The sequence below is a fragment of the Ferdinandcohnia sp. GQ5 genome (assembly GCF_059759275.1).
The window spans coordinates 122,920-142,734 of the sequence record NZ_JCAXEW010000005.1; the positions used below are offsets into that span (position 1 = coordinate 122,920).

The following is a 19,815-nucleotide window of genomic DNA, read 5'->3' on the forward strand; positions in this document are numbered from 1 at the left end:
GTAAAGATCTTTGAATAAGCTAAAAAAAGCTTCCCTCAGATTACCCATGAAGCCTCATCTCGGCCTCCTATCTTTTTTCAATAATGGTCTCCAAAAAGCACCATCCTCATTTCTATAATCCATTCCGCCGGCATACTATGCATGCAGTAAAAACCGGATTTCATCATGAAACCTTGCTAAGTATTGTTAAAAAAACGGCGGTTCCTTTAATTTTTTTAACAACGGACCCTATAAATTGTATTTATTAACTAATCACAAAAGAAGTTAGTTATTTTTGTGAACGCGGGCTAATGGAATAGGGTTTGTTAACAATTATTATTAAATCATATTATTTTTTAGTTGCTTAACATGCAGGATGAGTCAAAGGTGTAAAATTTATGGAAAAAATCTTTATTAGTGCTAATTGTCATGATAACTTATCCTACAGGAGTTGAGTCTGGTTATGCAGGTTCTTAAAAAAATGCAAAAGGTTGTTCGGTATCAGAATTATGAAGGGAAAGTGCATTATGGAATTGTGGAAGACGATGAAATCTTTCAATTATCCAGTACATTTGCTGAAGTTGTAAATAATAATCTCCAATTTGATGGAACTAGTGTTAAATATAATGATGTGTTCATTTTAGAGCCAGTTAAACCATCAAAAGTTATTAATTTTGGTTGGACATATGCAGAACACGCTAAAGAGACTGATGGACAGGCCTATCTCAGAGAACCATTTTTATTTTTAAAACCAGTAACTACTTTAATACCTGATAAAGGGGAAATTATCATTCCTCCAAATAATGTAACCAGTCAGGTGGAGATGGAAGGGGAGGTAGCCCTTATTATTGGGAAAAGTGGTAAAAATATTAGGGAAGAAGAGGCGATGGACTATATTTATGGCTGTACAATTTTCAATGATGTGACAGCAAGGGACCTTACAAAAAAAGATCCCCAGTTTACACGTGGAAAGGGTTTCGATACTTTTGGTCCCTTGGGGCCATGTATTGTGACAGGTATTGATCCGACTAATTTACGAATAGTTACAACTTTAAACGGAAAAGTCGTACAAGATGGTAATACGAATGAGATGACCTTTTCTATTCCGTTTCTTATTAGTTGGATTTCAAACATAATGACACTTGAACCAGGTGATGTCTTAGCTACTGGTTCACCTGCAGGAAGTTGCCCAATGAAATCAGGTGATATGGTAACCATAGAGGTGGAGGATATTGGTAAACTAATTAATTATGTAAAATAGGCGTTTAAAAATTCCCTAGCCATCTTAGACAGTCTCTTTTTGATTTCATTTATCAGGCGGCTTTTTCAGTTAATCCAATCAACATTCTTTTATTCAGAGAGTCTCTTAAATTACTTATTTGTCAAGCAGTACCAATATAAAGTCGCATAATTTACAGGAGTGATTTCCAATGTTTGAATTAGAAATTTTAAATGCCACAATTGTTACATCAAGACAGCGGTATGTTGGGAGTATATCTATTGCAGATGGGAAGATTGCAGCAATTAGTAAATCGCCGTTGCTAAATGCCCGACAATATATTGATGCAAAAGATTTAGTGTTGGTTCCTGGGATGGTAGACCAACATGTTCATTTTATGGATCCAGGGGAAACTGACCGTGAAGATTTTATTCATGGTTCAATGGCAGCAGCCACAGGCGGAGTTACAACTGTTATTGAACACACCCATGCGTTTCCAGTACGTAATGTCAAAGCTTTTAAAGAAAAAAATGAATATTTAAAGAAAAGATCTGTTGTGAACTACGGTTTAACAGCACATGTTTTCCCAGAAGATTTAGGGAATTTGAAAGCGCTTTGGGAATGTGGAGCCATCTTATTTAAAATATTTACATGTACGACCCATGGTATTCCTACAATGAATAATGATCAGTTATATAAGGCATTTGAAGAAATCGCTTCTTTTAATGGTAGATGCTTGGTGCATTGTGAGGATGATGCCATTACAGAAGGAAATGAAAAGAGATTAAAAGCGGCTCATCGATGTGACCATGGAATTATTTCGGAATGGCGTTCGGAAACAGCTGAGGAAGTTGCTGTTGCTAACGTGGCCTTAATGGCTCGATTAACTGGTGTCCAAGCGACAATTGCCCACATTAGCCACCCTTTAGTAGTGGAATTAATTAAACGCGAACAAGCTGAGGGTGCAATGCTTTATGGAGAAATTTGTCCTCAATATATCTTTATGGATGATCAAAAGGTATTGGAGAGAGGTCCATTTGGCAAGTTTACTCCTCCCGCAAGAAAGGTGGAACAACAAGAAAGATTAATGGAAATGATCCTCGCTGGAGACATTCAAATTCTTTCCACTGACCATGCACCATCGACCGTTGAACAGAAGCTTAGCGGTAACATTTGGGAATGTAACTTTGGATTGCCAGGAGTGGAAACAACCCTACCTATGATGCTGAATCTGGTCAATCAAGGGAAAATTTCATTGGAAAGAGTAATTGAAATATACAGTGAAACACCATCAAAGCTACTTGGCCTTTATCCAAATAAAGGGTGTATCATGGTCGGGGCAGATGCAGACTTAGTCTTACTAGATATGAATCATAAATGGACCATAAAAAATGAAAATATCATTTCCAAATCAGGATGGTCTCCATTTGACGGAGTAGAAATTACCGGTAAGCCTATTTATACGATTGTAAACGGAGCTATAGTTTATCAAAAGGGGAATATTGTTGCGGAACCAGGTATTGGCCAACCAGTTAGTAGACTGCAAAAATTAAATGTAATCAATAAATAGTATTTGCAGTAAACAATATAAAAAATTTACATAATAAGGAAAGGAGTTGAAGTAGATTAATAACAATTGTTAGATTCCCAAGAGTTTTAAAGATTAGTCTAAAGAATTCATTGTATTTTAATTATGCTTTAAAGGGTGAAGGGGGAAGAATTTGATGAAGACAGCAGTTCAAAGAAACGACGTAGTTATTGAGGAAAAACCTCAAAGAAAATTAAGTACCAAAGTCGCTATTGCTATCCTAGTTCTTTTAGCAGCCTCCTATGTAATTAACGCAATGGACAGACAAGTGTTTCCCGTAGTAGTTGGAGCCGTTCAATCAGAATATGGGTTTAGTTTAACTCAAAGTGGTTTGTTATCTACAATCTTTACATTGGGAATCGGTTTAGCAGGTATTCCAACAGGTTTTTTATTGGATAAATTATCCCGAAAAGCAGTCATGATTATAGGTATTGTTATTTACTCTGCTTTTACAATGTTTACTGCGCTGGCAATCGGATTTCCTGATATGCTGGCATATCGTGCAATTACTGGTATTGGCGAAGCCTTACAAAACGCTGCTCTTTTCTCTGCTGTTGGAACATACTTCTCTAGTCATCGGTCATTGGCCATTGGTTCCTTAAACTTTGCATACGGAGTTGGCGGATTTTTGGGACCCTATTTGGGAGCCAAAATGGCAGTTGCTTACGGTTGGAAAATGCCATTTTATTTATACGCAATTCTAGGATTGGTCCTAGCAATTATCATTTTCTTTATTGTGCCAAAGATATTCACGGAGACGAAAGAAATAGAAGTAGATTCAAATAAATCTAAAAAAATTGACCAGTCACATATACCTGATAAATTATACAATCGCAATGTAATATTATGTGCAACTGCTGCAGTTGCAGTTGGTGCTTCAATTTATGGTTATGTTGGATTATACGTTAAATATTTAACGAGTGAACTTGGATTTGAGGGTCCTACTGCTGGCTTTGCTCTTAGTTTGTTTGGGATTGGAGCCTTAATGGGACTAGTTGGTGGATGGCTTGGTGATCGTTTCAATCAGCGTTATGTAATTGTAATTGCATTTATAGGTGCCATGATTACGGGATACTTATTGTTTAACGTTGCTACTACACCATTGCAACATTATGTACTTAGTTTCTTAATGGGGACATTCGGCAGTGGGATCTTATTTGTAAACGTTTACTCTTTGATTCAACGTAGTGTCCGTGTGGAATATGTTGGCCGGGCATCAGGGATATTTATTAGTTCCTTATATTTACCATCCGCAATTGCAGGTTATATTTTCGCATTGTTAGTTGAGAATGTTGGCTGGGGTGGAGCCGCGTTCTGGGAATTAACCGTCTTCCCGATTATTGGCGTTATTGCAGTATTATTTATGCAGGATGATAAAATTAATCTTTCCAAACACCAGGCAAACAAGGCCGGAATCCACGGATAAAATTATAAAAGTAAAGGGGGGTACCTCGGGTTTCTCCCCTAATATTACTAATTTGGAGGAAATGTTATGAAAAAAATGGCTGTTATTGCAATTGATTTACACAGAGGACACCTAGATCCATCCGTAGCTACTATGCCATTGCCAACTGATAAATGTATGCAGGTAATCAAAGCAAATCGTGTATTTTTTGAGGAATGTCGTAAGTTAGATATCCCTATTATTCATCTACTTACCCAATACAGAAATGAACAGGAAATTTTATCAAACCCAGCGTGGTATGACCGAGCAAATGATCCAAAAGCGACCCGCAAAAATGTGGGGAAACATAACCTTGAAGGAATGCCAGGGGTAGAGGTCATTCCTGAATTATGGGATGAAAAAGATATTTTAATTGATACAAAAAAACGTTACGACTGTTTTATCGCAACCGATCTTGACTTTGTATTGAAAGCCAATCAGATTAATTCCTTATGGATTACTGGTGTAAACACAAACTCCTGTTGTTTAGCCACCTCTATTGATGCATCTGTTCGAGATTATGACGTAACCATGGTATCTGATTGTGTGGACACTATGGATGGAGAATACTTCCACGAGGCTGCACTAAAAGTGTTCGAAAGAGCATTTGGTAAGGTGAAATCCTCTAAGGAATTGGTTGGTGTATTAATATGATAATAGATTCACACCATCATATCATCCCCAAAAAGGTAGTAGACGCAATCCGTTCCGGGGATACTAGATTTCAAGCCGATATTCAAAAGAAAGAAAATGTTGAATGGATTGTTCATCATCAAGGATATGCCTACCCTTTATTTGATAAATTTTATGATGCAGATGCAAAATTAGAGGATTTTAAAAAAGGTGAAATTGACAAGGCTGTATTATCTCCAGCACCTCCGATGTTTAATTACTGGTTAGACCCTGAAACCGCAGCAGGGGTAAGCAGTTTCATTAATGACGGGATTGCTGAATTTATTGCAGAGAATCCGTCCGTATTCCAAGGAATGGCTACTGTTCCCATGCAAAAACCAACTCTCGCGGTAAAAGAAATGGAGAGGGTTGTTCATGAACTTCAACTAAACGCTGTGGAAATTGGAACTTCTATTGAAGGGGTAAATTTGGATGACCCTCAATTTACTGGATTCTTCGAAGCTGCAGAGGCATTAAATGTCACTTTGTTTTTACATCCTTATTATGTAGGTGACAAAGCTGGGATGTCCAAATATTATTTTACTAATCTAGTAGGAAATCCATTGGATACAACGGTAGCGGCTGGAAGCCTCATATTTGGAGGGATTCTTGATCGTTTTCCTAACTTAAAAGTGATGCTTGCACATGGTGGAGGCTATTTACCTTATCAAATTGGCAGATTCGATAAAGGATACCAGGAGAGAAAGGAAAGCAGAAGCTGTAAGGAAAGACCATCGACATATCTTAATCGTTTCTATTTTGATACATTAACTTTTAACCCGCAAACTTTAAAATTTTTAATTGATTTTGTTGGACCCGAGCAGGTGGTATTAGGTAGTGACTATCCATTTGATATGGGGACACTTAAACCGAGAGAAATTGTGGAGGAATGTCAACTTCCTGACAAAACTAAAGAATTAATCTATCAAGGGAATGCAAAACACTTATTTAATAGTTGACTTTGATGGCAAAAAGGAGAGATAAGAATGAAAATAGCATCGATTCAAGTTCAGGCAAATGACTTAAAAGATTATAAGAATGCCATGCAAAAACTATTAAATATGGTGGAAAAGGCCGCTTCCGAAAATGATTTAATCATTGTTCCGGAGGCTGCTTTTCCAGCCTATTTTTTAGGACATGAAGAAGGGAATCTTACCGAGATACTTGAAGAGAGCGAAAATTATTTAAATAAAATAAAACAAATTGCAATTAGAGAAAAAACCTATATTGCATATGGATATGCGGAAAAAGAGAAAAAATACCTTTATAATACTGCTGTTTTATTGAATCGCGAGGGAGTAGAAATTGCAAAAAAACGCAAATCCTTTTTATGGCATTTTGATAGTACATGGTTTAGTGCTGGAGAGGAGACCGCAATAGTAGATACGGAGTTTGGAAGATTAGCGCTTGTTGTATGTGCTGATGCAAGAATGCCGGAAATCATTCGGTTAGCAGCCCTTGAAGGGGCAGAGCTAATTATTGATTTAGCAAACCTGACTGCAACGGGACCAGATATATCTGAACTCCACAATGCGCAAAGTGCATATATGTTATCAACACGGGCATTGGAAAACCAGGTTTGGCTAGCTGTCTCTGATAAATGGGGAGTAGAAGCAAACACTATTACATATGCAGGCCGTTCGAGTATTTTTTCACCCGATGGGTCTTGCTTAATTCAGGCAAGTTCGGATAAAGATGAAATTATATCTGCTGAGATTCCTTGTGATGGTCAAGGAAAGATTAAAAAAATAGTAGGAGAAGTGAAGTTTTCTGAACAAAGAAAACCACATTATTATCAACCCCTTACATATCCCATCGATTCTTTGCCCATCGTAAAATATATGAAGGAACCATTGATTCCTGCTGATCTAACGCCATTTGTTGTAGTTGCGTCTGGTTATATGGAGGAAGAATATCTCCAAATGGTCCGAAGGATGGTTGATCAAGGCAGCACATTAATTGTTATGCCCCCTAATCATGTGAATATAGAACAAGTAACTAATGAACTAAAAAGTATTCTTCCTGTCAATTGTTATCTAATTGCAACAACAATTGATAATTCTGGTGAAATGATTAGTTATATGATGACAAACGAGGGGATTCAAAAAAGGTATTCAACTATACATTCGCAAGGTAACGAGGATCTAAATGTAGAAAGTTTAATCTTTGAAACAAAATGGGGCAGAATTGCCATTATGCACGGGGTAGAAGGGATGCTGCCTGAGTGGTCTAGAACGTTGATGTTACTTGGTGCAGATTGTATTATTTGGCCAAATCAGTATTCTCCTGAGATAGCTGTTAAGATCGCTAGAACTAGGGCCGCTGAAAATAGAATCTATATGATAACATCACAATCATCTAATGAACACAGAAATATTAGTCAAATAATTGATCCAAATGGGGGCGTTATATCTTCCACGTTAGAGTCCTTGAGAAAACATGCTTGTGGTACTCTAGTTCCGTTTGTAAATAGCAGAATAAAAGAAATTGTACCCGGGACAAACGTTGTATTGAATCGGAATCCACAAAACTATGGGGGGCTAATCAAATGAAGAAAGTTGATATATTCATCAATGGAGAATTTAGGACACCATTCCTAAACAGGTATTTTCCAGTTATTAATCCTGCGACAGGGGATATTATTGCAGAAGCTGCGGAAGGCAACGAAAAGGATGTTGAGTGGGCAATTGAAAGTGCAGTAAAGGCATTCAAAGAAACTCCTTGGTCCTACGATCAGGGATTACGATTCAGTGTACTAAACCGACTAGCTACTTTACTACGGGATAATCTTGGTGAGCTTACAGAACTAGAATCAATAATTACTGGCCGTCCTATTCGTGAAATGAAGGCACAGCTATCAAGGTTGCCGGAGTGGTTTGAATTTTTTGCTAGCGTATTAAAAACGCATGGGACCAATTCACCTCCATTTAGTGGTGATTATTTAAATTATACACAAAGAATTCCACTAGGAGTTGTTGGACTAATTACGCCTTGGAATCATCCGTTATTAATTCTAACCAAGAAGCTTGCTCCAGCATTAGCAGCAGGGAACTCCGTTGTCATTAAACCATCGGAAAATGCACCAGTTACCCCCTCCATTTTGGGAGAACTTGCAAAAGAAGCCGGTGTTCCAAATGGGATTATAAATATAGTGCCCGGTTATGGGGCTGTAGCTGGGAAGGCCCTCAGCACAAATAAAAATCTGGCAAAAGTGGATGTAACAGGTGGAACGGAAACAGGAAGACATATCGCCGCTGCAGCTGGGTTCAATTTAGCCAAAGTAGCAGCAGAACTAGGGGGAAAGGCTTCTGTTCTTATCTTACCTGATGCGAATATAGAAGAAGCAGTAAATGGATCTGCATTTGCTGCATTTATTGCTACGGGACAAACTTGTGTACAAGGCTCCCGTATTTTCGTTCATGAATCACAGTATGATGAATTCATGGAAAGTTTTGTTGAAAAAACGAAGAGCCTTAAAATGGGAGATCCACAGAAAATGGAAACAGATATTGGTCCCGTTATTAGTGAAACACAGTATCGCAGAATTTTGGATTATATACAAATCGGTAAGGATGAAGGTGCAGAAATTGCATTTGGGGGAAAATCTCTTGAAGGTAAAGGGTATTATATTGAACCAACTATTTTTAAAAACGTTCAAAATAACATGCGAATTGCCCAAGAAGAAATTTTTGGACCAGTAACTTGTGTTCTTAAATACTCTAATACTAGCGAACTAATAGAGCTTGCAAATGGAACAGATATGGGATTGGCTATGTCTGTTTGGAGCAATAATATAAGGCAGGCACATAGCCTTGCTAGCAAACTTGAGGCAGGTATTATATGGATTAATGATCATCACCGTATAGACCCGTCTTCCCCTTGGGGTGGTTTTAAAAGCAGTGGTATAGGATTGGAGAATAGTATAAAGTGCTTTGAGGACTACTCAAAAATTCGAAATGTCATTGTCAATATTCAAGAAGAAAGTTTCGATTGGTTCGATGGGAGTGTTCAGGTGAAAAGATATAGTTAAGGAAAAAGCGAAGAAATTAAAGGTTATCCAAAACTCCCTTTAATTTCTTCGCTTTTCTTCTACTTTTTTAAATTTTTAGAGATTGATAAATATTTATTTTTTCGCAATAATCTCTAAGATAATACTAGAAACTGATATAATTGTAACCAAGTTCAACCATTTTAGAAAATAGATTATAAGAAAAGTGCCCCACTTTTTAGGGAAAACTGTTAGCTTCATATGGCTAAAGGCTGATTTTTCAAACAAGGAGGACCTAGACGTTGATATCAGTTGAACAGATTTTAAATACAAATCCATTTCAATCATCAAAAATCCTTGGCGGAGCAAAGGGACTTCAACGCATTGTCAGCACAGTAACGGTAGCAGAGGTACCTGACGCTGCCAATTGGTTGCGTGGTGGTGAGCTTGTTTGTACCACAGCATATTTTATTAGCAAAGGTATCAAATACCAGATGGAATGGGTTGAAAGTTTATTTGTCAATGGTGCCGCAGCGTTAGCAATAAAAACTAGCCGCTTTTTGGGAGAAGTACCGATATCAATAATTAAAATTGCTGATCGGTTAAATTTTCCTATCATTGAAATATCAACGGAGGTTACATGGCCAAATGTTATTGAGTCCGTTATGAATCTACTTATGGATACCCAAATAAACATCCTTCAAAGAACCGAAGAAGTACATAACGCATTAATATCTCTTGTTCTCGAAAATGAATCTGTTCAGGTGATTGCCAATCAGATTTCAAATCTTGTCGGGAATCCAATTATTATTGAAGATGCGAGGCTTAACCATATTTCATTGAGTCAAAACAGTATTATAGACGAAGAAAAAAATAATAAATTCATAGAGGAACGGTTAAGTCCTGTTTTTAAAGAAAAACTAGCATGTACCGATTTTTATAAAAACGTGATATCAAATAAAATAAAAGGAAAACTGGAGATTCCCCTAAAATCTAACATAAGTCTAAATACTATCACTGTTCCCATTCTCTCTAATAAAATGGTTTATGGTTTTATTTCTATTATTGCAACGAATAAAAAAGTGTCTCAGCTTGACTTAACGATTCTTGACCATGCTACAACTACTTTGGCCCTTCAGTTTATGAAGCAGGTTATTCATGAACGGACATTAAGAACTAAAACTGTATCAATGATTAACGATCTTGTGAATGGAAGGTTTGGCTCAGATTTAGTAAATGAATTTTATTTACATCGCAATGATTGGATAAAGCCTGTTGTGATGGCTGTAGTCGATTTAGGTGGAGAAAATATAATTGAGGAGAGCTATGCCTGGGACACCTCAACAGAACAGTTGACTGAGAAAATTAAGCAACACCTTCTTAATCACTTTGACAATGTTTTTGTAGGAAGGAGTGAAACTTCCACGTTATATGTATTGGCGTTCTTTCAATCATCAATTGTTTCCTCTGCTGAAGGTACATTAGGAAAAGAACTAGATATTGTTCTAAGTGAATGTAAAAAACAACAGCTTATTCATAGTTATTTTGCAGGAATCGGTAGCGCGCAAACTGATTTACAGCAAGTTGGCAAAAGTTTTAATGAGGCAATCTCGGCTAAATCAATTGCTAAGTCGTTTCAAATGAAAGGACCTATTGTACTTTATCAGGATTTGGGGATACATAGGATCATTTCGATGGTCCATAACAGAGAAGAATTAAGGAACTTTTGCAATGACTTTTTAGCAGATCTTGTGACTCATGATAATCAATATAACGATGTTCTAAGGGAAACGTTATATGTATATCTGCAAAATGGCGGCAATGCACATGAAACAGCAAAACGTATGTTTGTCCATCCAAACACAATTGCTTACAGATTAAAAAAGATTCAGAGTGTTATTAAACGGGATATAAATTCTTGGGAGGTTCGTTTTACATATTTATTTGCGCTCGAAGCGGCTGAAATACTCGATAATCCTTCTGCTTTATTAAGAACAGAATAGGCCTTTAACTCCAAGAGATAATACTTTCCTTTGATTGTTAGAAGTCAACATTTTAAATTACGATTATTTGTTTACTTCCCATAAAGAATTTCTATTTATTTTGAAATATAGTATGTATAGGATCTATCACCCTTAAAGAATTCAGAAAATTTTATAAGGTCGAATTTTTTAGTTAAATCTTTTGGCGCTAAGTAAGAAACTTGATCTATTTACTTTTGGAGAGGTGGGAAAAATATGGCAGTAGAAACGGTAATTCAGGATAATATGAAAATAACATGGGATGTTGAAATCCCAATGAGTGATGGAAGTATTGTTCGTGCAGATATTTATGCTCCGGTTGAAGATGGACAATATCCAGTTATTATGACCTATGGTCCATATGCCAAAGGACTACCATTCCAGGAAGGTTATCCTTGGCAATGGAAACGTATGACAGAGGAACATCCAGAAATTCCAGAAGGCTCCACCAATAAATATCAAACGTGGGAAGCGGTAGATCCAGAAAAGTGGGTTCCATATGGATATATTTGTATTCGTGTGGATTCAAGAGGAACAGGAACTTCGCCTGGTTATTTAAATCCTTTTTCAAAAAGAGAAACACAAGATTTTTATGAATGTATTGAATGGGCAGGGGTACAACCATGGAGTAACGGAAAAGTAGGTTTAAATGGAATTTCTTATTATGGTATGAATCAATGGCAAGTAGCAGCACTACAGCCACCTCATCTAGTTGCGATATGTCCTTGGGAGGGCGCAAGTGATTTCTATAGAGATGCAACCCATCATGGAGGAATTGCTTCAGGTTTCTGGTCTACATGGTATGGACCACAAGTATTAAAGGTTCAGAATGGAGTCGGAAAAAATGGCTCAATTAACCCCAATACAGGTAAATTGATAGCAGGACCTGATACATTATCAGATGAAGAACTTGCCAAAAATAGAATTGATATCGATCATGAAATATACTCTAACAAGTTAACAACCGATCCTTATTATAAGGAAAGACAGGTGGACTGGTCTAAAGTAACCGTTCCCATTTTGTCAGCAGGTAACTGGGGCGGCCTTGGTTTACATTTAAGAGGAAATGTAGAGGGGTATGTGCAGGCTGCCTCAAAGGAAAAGTGGCTGGAAATTCACGGACTGGAACATTGGACACACTTTTATACTGACTACGGAAGAAATCTTCAAAGACGATTTTTTGATTATTATCTAAAAGGGGAAGATAATGGATGGAACGAGCTTCCACCAGTATTATTGCAAGTTAGAGGTGTTGATGGGTTTGTTAATAGACAGGAAGAAGCTTGGCCGCTTCCAAAAACAGAATGGACACGTCTATATTTAGATACAAACAATTTAAGCTTGAGTAAACAGCCCATCGAAGGTCATATTGAATATGATACATTCAGTGATGGGGTAACGTTTCTGACTCCAACATACGAAGAGGAAATGGAAATTACAGGACCTGTTTCTGCAAAACTATTTGTTTCTTCATCTACAGAAGACACAGATGTATTCTTAACAATTAGACTCTTTGATCCAACTGGGAAAGAAGTATTGTTCAGTGGAGCCCAGGACCCAAAAACTCCTATTACTCAGGGATGGCTCCGCGCTTCTCATCGTAAACTAAACCTTGAAAAGAGCACAGAATACCGACCATTTCATCCTCATGATGAAGTTCAGCCGTTAATTCCTAATGAGGTATATGAACTTGATATTGAACTTTGGCCAACATCAATTGTTATACCAAAAGGATATAAACTAGGATTAACGGTAGGTGGTTCTGATTATAGTCATGATGAAGAGGGAACCATGTACCATGCAAGATTGATGACAGGTTCAGGTGCCTTCTGGCATGATGATCCTCGTGATCGCCCTGAAGAGGTATTCAGAAGTAAGGCTACTATTCACACATTTTCAGGAAAAGAATCTTATTTACTTGTGCCAGTAATCCCAAAAGAACGTTAAAATAAAATAAATAGAGGAAGCTGAATCCATTGCTATCCTCTATTTATTTTATTTTTAATCTAATCTTACTCTGACTCTTTGATACCTCTATTACCTTTTGTTGAGGATATCTAGAAAACTAGTCAATGGCCAGCATTTCATGATTCGGCTTTTGCTAGTTATAGGATAAATGGTTTTAGCATGAGGTGTACTCTTTCTTTAGTTCAATTAATGTTAATTTTTTTAGAGTCCTAGAATAACCACTCCTTAAACCTTCTTTAATCCTTTAATCCAAAATTACTTGTATTAATCCATTAAACATTGATAAAGCCTGTATCTACACGGTTTCTCCTATTCAAATATATTACAAATACCTACAAATAATCTAAAATATGTAATTCTGAATGACTTAGGCAAAATGTCTAGAACTTATCATCGACTCTATCGTTCACGATTATGTAGGGGGAGTCATAGAGATAAAGAACGACCTATATTAGTGAATAATTGGGAAGCAACATATTTTGATTTTGACGAGGAGAAAATTGTTTCAATTGCAAAAACAGAAGCAGAATTAGGAATTGAATTGCTTGTGTTGGATGATGGTTGGTTTGGTAAACGGGAGGATGATACTAGTTCCTTGGGGGATTGGTTTGTCAATTTGAGGAAACTTCAAAGCGGACTTGGAAGTTTAGCGCAAAAGGCTAATAAAGGAACATCCGTTGAAGTTATTTTACCAATATGTTAATTTTTTGATTCAAAATTACTGTTAAATATTCTAATAGAAGAAGGAACAATCCTAGACGAATATTCCTCTCTTCAGCCCAAGGACAACAAACCGAAAAATTTTTCAATTTGACAAAAAAGAACCTTAAAGTTAACACGTAGAAATTATTTGATAAAGAGGCGTGAATATCTCTCATTAACAAGCTTATAAAACAGCGCTCTCATGTAATGTACAGTTACAAATGAAAGAAGATATTTTATAGTTTTTTGTGGGAGGAACAAGTTTGTTTGGTCGCCACTTAGACCAGTTTGTACTTATTCTCTACCAGTGTTACAGCACGTGTAGAGATGGTGGTATCAGTCTTAGATGACTTTACAGGACGATTTTTATTTCTATGATGGACTTGTGGCAAATGTGGTTACCCATTGGGTTTTAACTTTATCTTTATTGGAGCAGCAAGCCTAGGCTTCCTGAAAACTAAAACCAAAGGGGATTTCTATGAAAGAAACGATTATTCCAGGAATTAATGTGTGCACACGAGATGGTAAGGTACCAAATTCAATAAGCAATTTCGTTAGGAACATCAAAGATTATTATGATGATAAAGAATCGAATTGAACATACTAGGCTTGTAATTACATCAAGTACCTCCATATGGTGTTTTTTTATTGGATTTGTGCGAATTGAAAAAGGAGTGAATTTCAGAATGAGAAATAAAGAAATGCGAAAACAAGAGATTCTAGATGCTCACCACTTCAGACATGCAACGAAACAATTTGATCCCCATAGAAAAATAACAGCTGAAGATTTCGAGTTTATCATGGAAGTAGGCCGTTTATCACCTAGCTCTTTTGGTTTTGAACCTTGGAGATTTGTTGTTATTGAAAATGAAGAATTGAGAGAGAAAATCAAAAAAACAGCTTGGGGTGCATACGGAAAACTTCCAAATGCAAGTCATTTTGTTGTTTTACTAGCTCGAACAAAAATAGATACTACATTTGATTCAGAGTACCTACAGATCCATTTTAAAAATGTAAAACATTATCCTGAAGACTATTTGGCAAAGTATTATGGGAAAATCAAAGAGTTTCAAAAAGTGGATTTCAACCTTTTAGAAGATGATCGAAGCCTCTTTGATTGGGCATCGAAACAAACATACATTGCCTTGGGAAATATGATGACCGCTGCAGCAGAAATTGGCATAGATTCGTGTCCCATCGAGGGTTTTAATATTCAAAAAATGAATGAATTACTTGACAGAGAAGGGCTTTTAGAAAATGGTCATTTTGGCATTTCGGTAATGATTGCATTTGGCTATCGAGTGAATGAACCAGCTCCGAAAACGAGAAGGTCATTTGATGATATCGTTCGGTGGGTAAAGTAGGAAAAATGAAAGAGACTGTTCATAATACAAGCAAATCAGGAACCATGCTTTATTAAATAGACGAACATAGTGGTTCAACCTACCATATTGGGCAGCGCAATTTTTAGTTACTATTTATAATTTTAGGGTTACATCAACTAAATCAATCATATTCTATACTCTTTTTGCACTTTTACAAAATAGCAACCAGCCCATTTGCAAAGAATAAAAATATATTCATTCTAATAATTCGGCAAGAATACGGATGCAATGGAGTCCAAAGGTTTTTACTATAATAGTGATGATGACAATCGAAATGAAATTGGAATCACACCCATACTCTAAATATTCTTCCGAGTTTCTATGGACTGTTTTTTTTCTACAATCCAAAAGGTAAGACACAGTTCATTTTTTGTAGGAGGATGTTAGAATAAAAATATACATAGTATTAGGAGGGGTTACGTGGATTATAAACTTGATCATATTGGAATTGCCGTTCGTCGTTTAGATGATAGCATACTATTTTATAAGAACATTTTGAAAGGTACGTTTCTGGATCGATACAAAAGCGATGCAAAAGGGGTAGAAAGTGAAATCGCGATTATGGAGGTAAGTGGAAATCGAATTGAATTGCTTGCTCCAACAAACAATACCACCTCCCCGATTGCACGATATATTAAACAGAAAGGAAAAGGTGTTCATCATATTGCATACAATGTCAATAATCTCGATGAAGCGTTAAAAGAACTAGAAAGTAAAGGCATTCGAGTATTGAAGGAAACGTTAAGAATAAACAAACAGGGTAGAAGATTAATATACTTAAATCCCGCTAACACGGATGGTATGATTATTGAGTATTGTGATTATCCTGAGCAAAATTAATGTTACTTTAAAATACCATCAAAATAAAAAAGGACTAATTATTGTGAGGCTGAACACCTCCCTCCAAGTAGACGGTGGAAATTATAAAACAATAACTAAACGGCCTTAGTTCTATATCTCACAGGGCTTAGGGCGTTTAGTCGTTTTTGATATCTATGAAATGTATATACTACTTAAAGGGTATACAAAAAACATGGCTAATAAAAACACAGAGATAAACAAATACCGTTGAAAGAGTCTATAATTCGATCGATTCTTTTTTTCATAAGAACCTAATATGAGTTAAGCTATTTAGATTTAATTAGTATTAATTAAAAATTCTAGTATGATAAGAATTGTGCGCTTAATAAACATTCCATTTAATAGCAGCCCCGAAACCTGGACTTGGGAAACTCCATAGAAATTTCACTAGCTTATCTTCATTCACAAGTATCACTTTTCCATTGATTATATCTGTTTTTTCTCCAAGCAAAAAAATCTAGTTAATTTTTAAATGCATAGTGTATGGGGAAATAATTGAGTTCAAAATAATAAAGGCTAAACTAATAGTGGGTTGTTGGAGGAATTTTTATGAAATTATTGGCATACTAGGCAAGTTCAATAACAAAAGAAAGCTCCATTTCAATACTTTCCGAAAGTCACCAATAGCGTATTAAAGAGACAAACACACTAGAAGGAAGAGACAATGGAACTAATCCTCTTAATATCTGTCTTGGTGCATTAGCCTCTAATGAAACTATAATCGCCAATTTGCTTGCTGAAGAAATCAATTTAAAAAGCATCAAATTTAATATAGAGGGACAACTTGACCCTAATGGGTATCAGGGTGACATTAATATAAATCCTACATTTCGTTACATTATTCTATATGCAGAATTGGATACAAACGAATTCGAAGATAAAATCCAAGAACTCAAATAAAAGACTAAGTTGAGATAACCAATTTTAAATATTATAAGTGAAGAAAGGGTAAACATAAAGGCAATTTGGAATAAAAAGAAATAAAAAGCTCATATAAAACAGCATTATTTTACACAACTGAATTGTGACAAAACTACTCATCCTTCTCGTAAGACACAAATAGTAGACAAGTAAACGAAATCACGTAGGAGTAAATATTAAACTACTAAGAATACCTTGATTTCCCTCGATGGACAAAGAAAAACTAATGAGTAAGCTTAAACCTGGCCAGAAAATAAAAGAGGTATTACTGGATCGGGATATATTAAGATTGTGAATGTAATAAATGCTGAATCTATAAGTGACAAACTCTCTAATAAAATTTTAAAATCTAGATAAAAAATAAATGAGTTACTGATTGTAGGGAGTATTCCAGGAGTATAAGTTATTACCAACGGAAAGCGGCAAACATGAATGTAGGTTTTGTAAAAAGGCTATAATAAAATAACATCATGATTCTACATAAGTAGCCCTTCTTGCTCGAGAGAGGGGCTAAATTTTTTTGCAACTTTTTTACTTTTTGAAACCATTTTGTTCTACGGCAATTGAATAATTCCTCCCAGCGTAAATGAAGGAAACTGGAGCTCAAGAATAAAGTCTTGAAAGTTCCAAAATTGGCACCTAAATTAGTTTATTGATTCAAATCTTTCATGGAGAAGTGATTTTGAAGAAGTTGATGTTTGTCTCTAAAAATGTTTCACTAGATTACCAAGATGTGCAGATGGGGCATCATTTCTGCGTACCAACTTGATTGGGCTGAAGAAGGGTATGGGGAATATCTAAGGTTATTTAAATAGTTATGAAAGCGTCCCTAGAGACTTCTCTTGGACGTTTTTTATATTTAAGCATTAATGATAGAAAACAGAATCCATACTTTTTAATAAACTGGTGGAGACTCTATTCTTCATTATGGTTCTGGAAAAGGAACCACAATTAATCGCTACCTGGAGCATCGGTAGTATCTGGTGAAGGGATATGGGCGATTGAAGTAAGCAAAAGCATGAGTAATAGACTGGTTTTTCACCATTAATAAACGCTTTAGGTGAGCTTGGTGCTGAAATAAAATATCTAAGTAATGGCGGTTATTATCCATTGTTAATTAAGGGATGTAGAGTCTATGTTAGCGTTTTGTGGAATATTTCAATGAACCCATTGAGTTAAATTGTCGAATGGAAACAAAGGTGTAAGGTATCTATGCAACCGGGGATGTTCGTGTTAAAGCTTTTCGTCAAGTTGGTAACAGCAAGTGCTGAGGTAGCATTGCCTTACAAAGTGCCTTTGGAGAAAATTAAAAACTAGGTGAGAAAATGAATATCTCTTCGAACAGAGGAGATGTTCGCTTATAACTGATAAAAATTTGCTACCAAAAATTTTATATAAAATAAAAAATGTTAGCCATCTAACATTTTATAATACAGGAAGAAGCTATACTTGTAAGTGTGAAAATTAATATAACGTTAGACTTGCTTTACGAGTTGGAGGAGTATATTAGTGAATGAGCAAGCTACCCTATGTGGGCAGTTACAAACTGTAGGTGAGCAACTTGAACAAATTGGAGAAAAGACTCCCAATTTCAATTTAAAAGATGCAACAGGAAAAACGCCAATCCCAATCTATTTACTACGGTACATGATAGAGAAAAAGAAACATGAACTAGCAGAATTATTTAATACGAGCACACATTTACAATCTCCTAAAATCATTCAATTAAGTCAAGAGCTCGACGAATTACTTAATCAGTATATGGCAGGTAGCAAGAGATAATGATAAGGTGTGATGGATAGATCAAGAAATCACTATAGTGCTCAACCCCTGATTACTGTAAAGAATGAGTTATTAAGTAGAAGAAGAAGAGTCGGCTTTTTTCTGTATAAAAGCTTCTAGTTGTTATAAAGGAAGAAATTCAGTTTTATAGCCCAAACTAAACAACACGCCTTGTGCCACCAAAGTATATTGAAATTCTTAATAGGTTAAAAAATTTATTGATTATAAGGAGATGGATAAGAGATGGCAATATTAAACGTGACCGATCAAACATTTACTACGGAAATGTTAGCTGACTTTTTCGCCACTTGGTGTGGCCCTTGTAAAATGATTGCGCCCGTTCTAGAAGAGCTTAATGAAGAAATGGGGAACCAAGTTAAGATCGTTAAGATAGATGTCGATAAGAACCAAGAAACAGCCAACAAATTTGGTGTAATGAGTATTCCGACTCTACTAGTTATGAAAGATGGTGAGGTTGTAGATACTTTGGTTGGTTTTAAACCTAAGGAAGCACTAGCGGAGGCAATAACTAAGCATAACTAAGACTAAAAACATTGAGAAGTGACCACCGTTTCGGGAGGTCACTTTTTTCTATTAGAGTATGATCTTCCATCTATTTTATAGCTAGTCTGTAATACAACTAACATTTTTGTATCAAATTTTCTACAATACCTTTACTTGTAAGGTGTAGTAAGTAAAATAAAGAAGTGGGGGAAAGTATAGTGCTATTCTTAATTGGAAGGGTTTACAAACTAGATAGGCCAGAACTGATTCAAGTCTGGCTAGAAGACGATAGAAAGATAATATAGATTGTTAGAGAAGTTACAAGATAACCTTCTAAAGCCTATGTGGAAGGATATGACCTCGGCTGGTGCTAAATTAGGAAAAGGAAGGAGAATGATGACATAAACGTTTTATTTTAAAAAAGAGAAATGGATGTTTATTGTAACCAACATTAAAATTTTTACTGAGCATATGAGCCAGAATATAAGAATTAAGCCTATAGAAAAATCAGCATTTTGTAAATCGATTCGCCCTGATTTGATTCTAAAACGGAACGTTCAAAAGCCTGCGGGGCTTCAAACGTGGTAATTTTATATAATGCACTTGATATTTTATTTAATTCAACATTTAAAACTAGTTCACTACTCCTCTCTTAGTGGATGCCCTTATTATGTATCATTATCATGGAACGTTAATGTAAGGTATCTAACATTTACATTTAAAATAAATGATTAAAATAATGGTGTGACCACTACGAATTCTTTGTTGCTGCTTTTGAGAA

13 protein-coding genes and 1 pseudogene are annotated in these 19,815 nt (G+C 35.9%); all 14 read left to right on the top strand.

Annotated elements, in window-relative coordinates:
• The first annotated feature begins 442 nt into the window (after positions 1-442).
• The 14 genes and pseudogenes from AC6CHV_RS08055 to trxA all read left to right on the top strand — a co-directional run bounded on the left by AC6CHV_RS08055 (position 443) and on the right by trxA (position 19,073).
• Positions 443-1,240 carry a fumarylacetoacetate hydrolase family protein gene (locus AC6CHV_RS08055; RefSeq protein WP_498078630.1) on the top strand — a complete coding sequence of 266 codons (798 nt, stop codon included), beginning with the start codon at positions 443-445 and terminating at the stop codon, positions 1,238-1,240.
• A gap of 169 nt (positions 1,241-1,409) precedes the next feature.
• The gene (locus AC6CHV_RS08060; RefSeq protein WP_498078631.1) at positions 1,410-2,768 is read left to right on the top strand and encodes a dihydroorotase; all 1,359 of its coding nucleotides are present in this window, start codon (positions 1,410-1,412) and stop codon (positions 2,766-2,768) included.
• 154 nt (positions 2,769-2,922) lie between these two features.
• The gene (locus AC6CHV_RS08065; RefSeq protein WP_498078632.1) at positions 2,923-4,212 is read left to right on the top strand and encodes an MFS transporter; all 1,290 of its coding nucleotides are present in this window, start codon (positions 2,923-2,925) and stop codon (positions 4,210-4,212) included.
• 66 nt (positions 4,213-4,278) lie between these two features.
• Positions 4,279-4,884 carry an isochorismatase family protein gene (locus AC6CHV_RS08070; RefSeq protein ID WP_498078633.1) on the top strand — a complete coding sequence of 202 codons (606 nt, stop codon included), beginning with the start codon at positions 4,279-4,281 and terminating at the stop codon, positions 4,882-4,884.
• Positions 4,881-5,861 carry an amidohydrolase family protein gene (locus AC6CHV_RS08075; RefSeq protein ID WP_498078634.1) on the top strand — a complete coding sequence of 327 codons (981 nt, stop codon included), beginning with the start codon at positions 4,881-4,883 and terminating at the stop codon, positions 5,859-5,861. The genes AC6CHV_RS08070 and AC6CHV_RS08075 overlap by 4 nt, the downstream gene beginning before the upstream one ends.
• A gap of 27 nt (positions 5,862-5,888) precedes the next feature.
• Positions 5,889-7,454, top strand: a complete 1,566-nt coding sequence (locus AC6CHV_RS08080; RefSeq protein WP_498078635.1) for a nitrilase-related carbon-nitrogen hydrolase — start codon at positions 5,889-5,891, stop codon at positions 7,452-7,454.
• The gene (locus AC6CHV_RS08085) at positions 7,451-8,932 is read left to right on the top strand and encodes an aldehyde dehydrogenase family protein (RefSeq protein WP_498078636.1); all 1,482 of its coding nucleotides are present in this window, start codon (positions 7,451-7,453) and stop codon (positions 8,930-8,932) included. The genes AC6CHV_RS08080 and AC6CHV_RS08085 overlap by 4 nt, the downstream gene beginning before the upstream one ends.
• A 260-nt stretch (positions 8,933-9,192) precedes the next feature.
• Entirely contained in the window at positions 9,193-10,893 is a 1,701-nt protein-coding gene (locus AC6CHV_RS08090) for a PucR family transcriptional regulator ligand-binding domain-containing protein (RefSeq protein ID WP_498078637.1), read from the top strand.
• 234 nt (positions 10,894-11,127) lie between these two features.
• Positions 11,128-12,858 carry a CocE/NonD family hydrolase gene (locus tag AC6CHV_RS08095; protein WP_498078638.1) on the top strand — a complete coding sequence of 577 codons (1,731 nt, stop codon included), beginning with the start codon at positions 11,128-11,130 and terminating at the stop codon, positions 12,856-12,858.
• A 388-nt stretch (positions 12,859-13,246) separates the two neighbouring features.
• Positions 13,247-13,546 (top strand): annotated as a pseudogene (locus tag AC6CHV_RS08100) (alpha-galactosidase); the annotation flags it as partial.
• Positions 13,547-14,267: 721 nt separating this feature from the next.
• Positions 14,268-14,945, top strand: a complete 678-nt coding sequence (locus AC6CHV_RS08105) for a nitroreductase family protein (protein WP_498078639.1) — start codon at positions 14,268-14,270, stop codon at positions 14,943-14,945.
• A 441-nt stretch (positions 14,946-15,386) separates the two neighbouring features.
• On the top strand, positions 15,387-15,806 hold the full coding sequence (locus AC6CHV_RS08110) for a VOC family protein (protein WP_498078640.1): 420 nt from the start codon (positions 15,387-15,389) through the stop codon (positions 15,804-15,806).
• Between the two features lie 2,451 nt (positions 15,807-18,257).
• A complete protein-coding gene (locus tag AC6CHV_RS08115) occupies positions 18,258-18,530 on the top strand; it encodes a Spo0E family sporulation regulatory protein-aspartic acid phosphatase (protein WP_498078641.1) in 273 nt (90 codons plus the stop codon).
• A 243-nt stretch (positions 18,531-18,773) separates the two neighbouring features.
• Entirely contained in the window at positions 18,774-19,073 is a 300-nt protein-coding gene (gene trxA, locus AC6CHV_RS08120) for a thioredoxin (protein ID WP_498078642.1), read from the top strand.
• Positions 19,074-19,815: the final 742 nt, after the last annotated feature.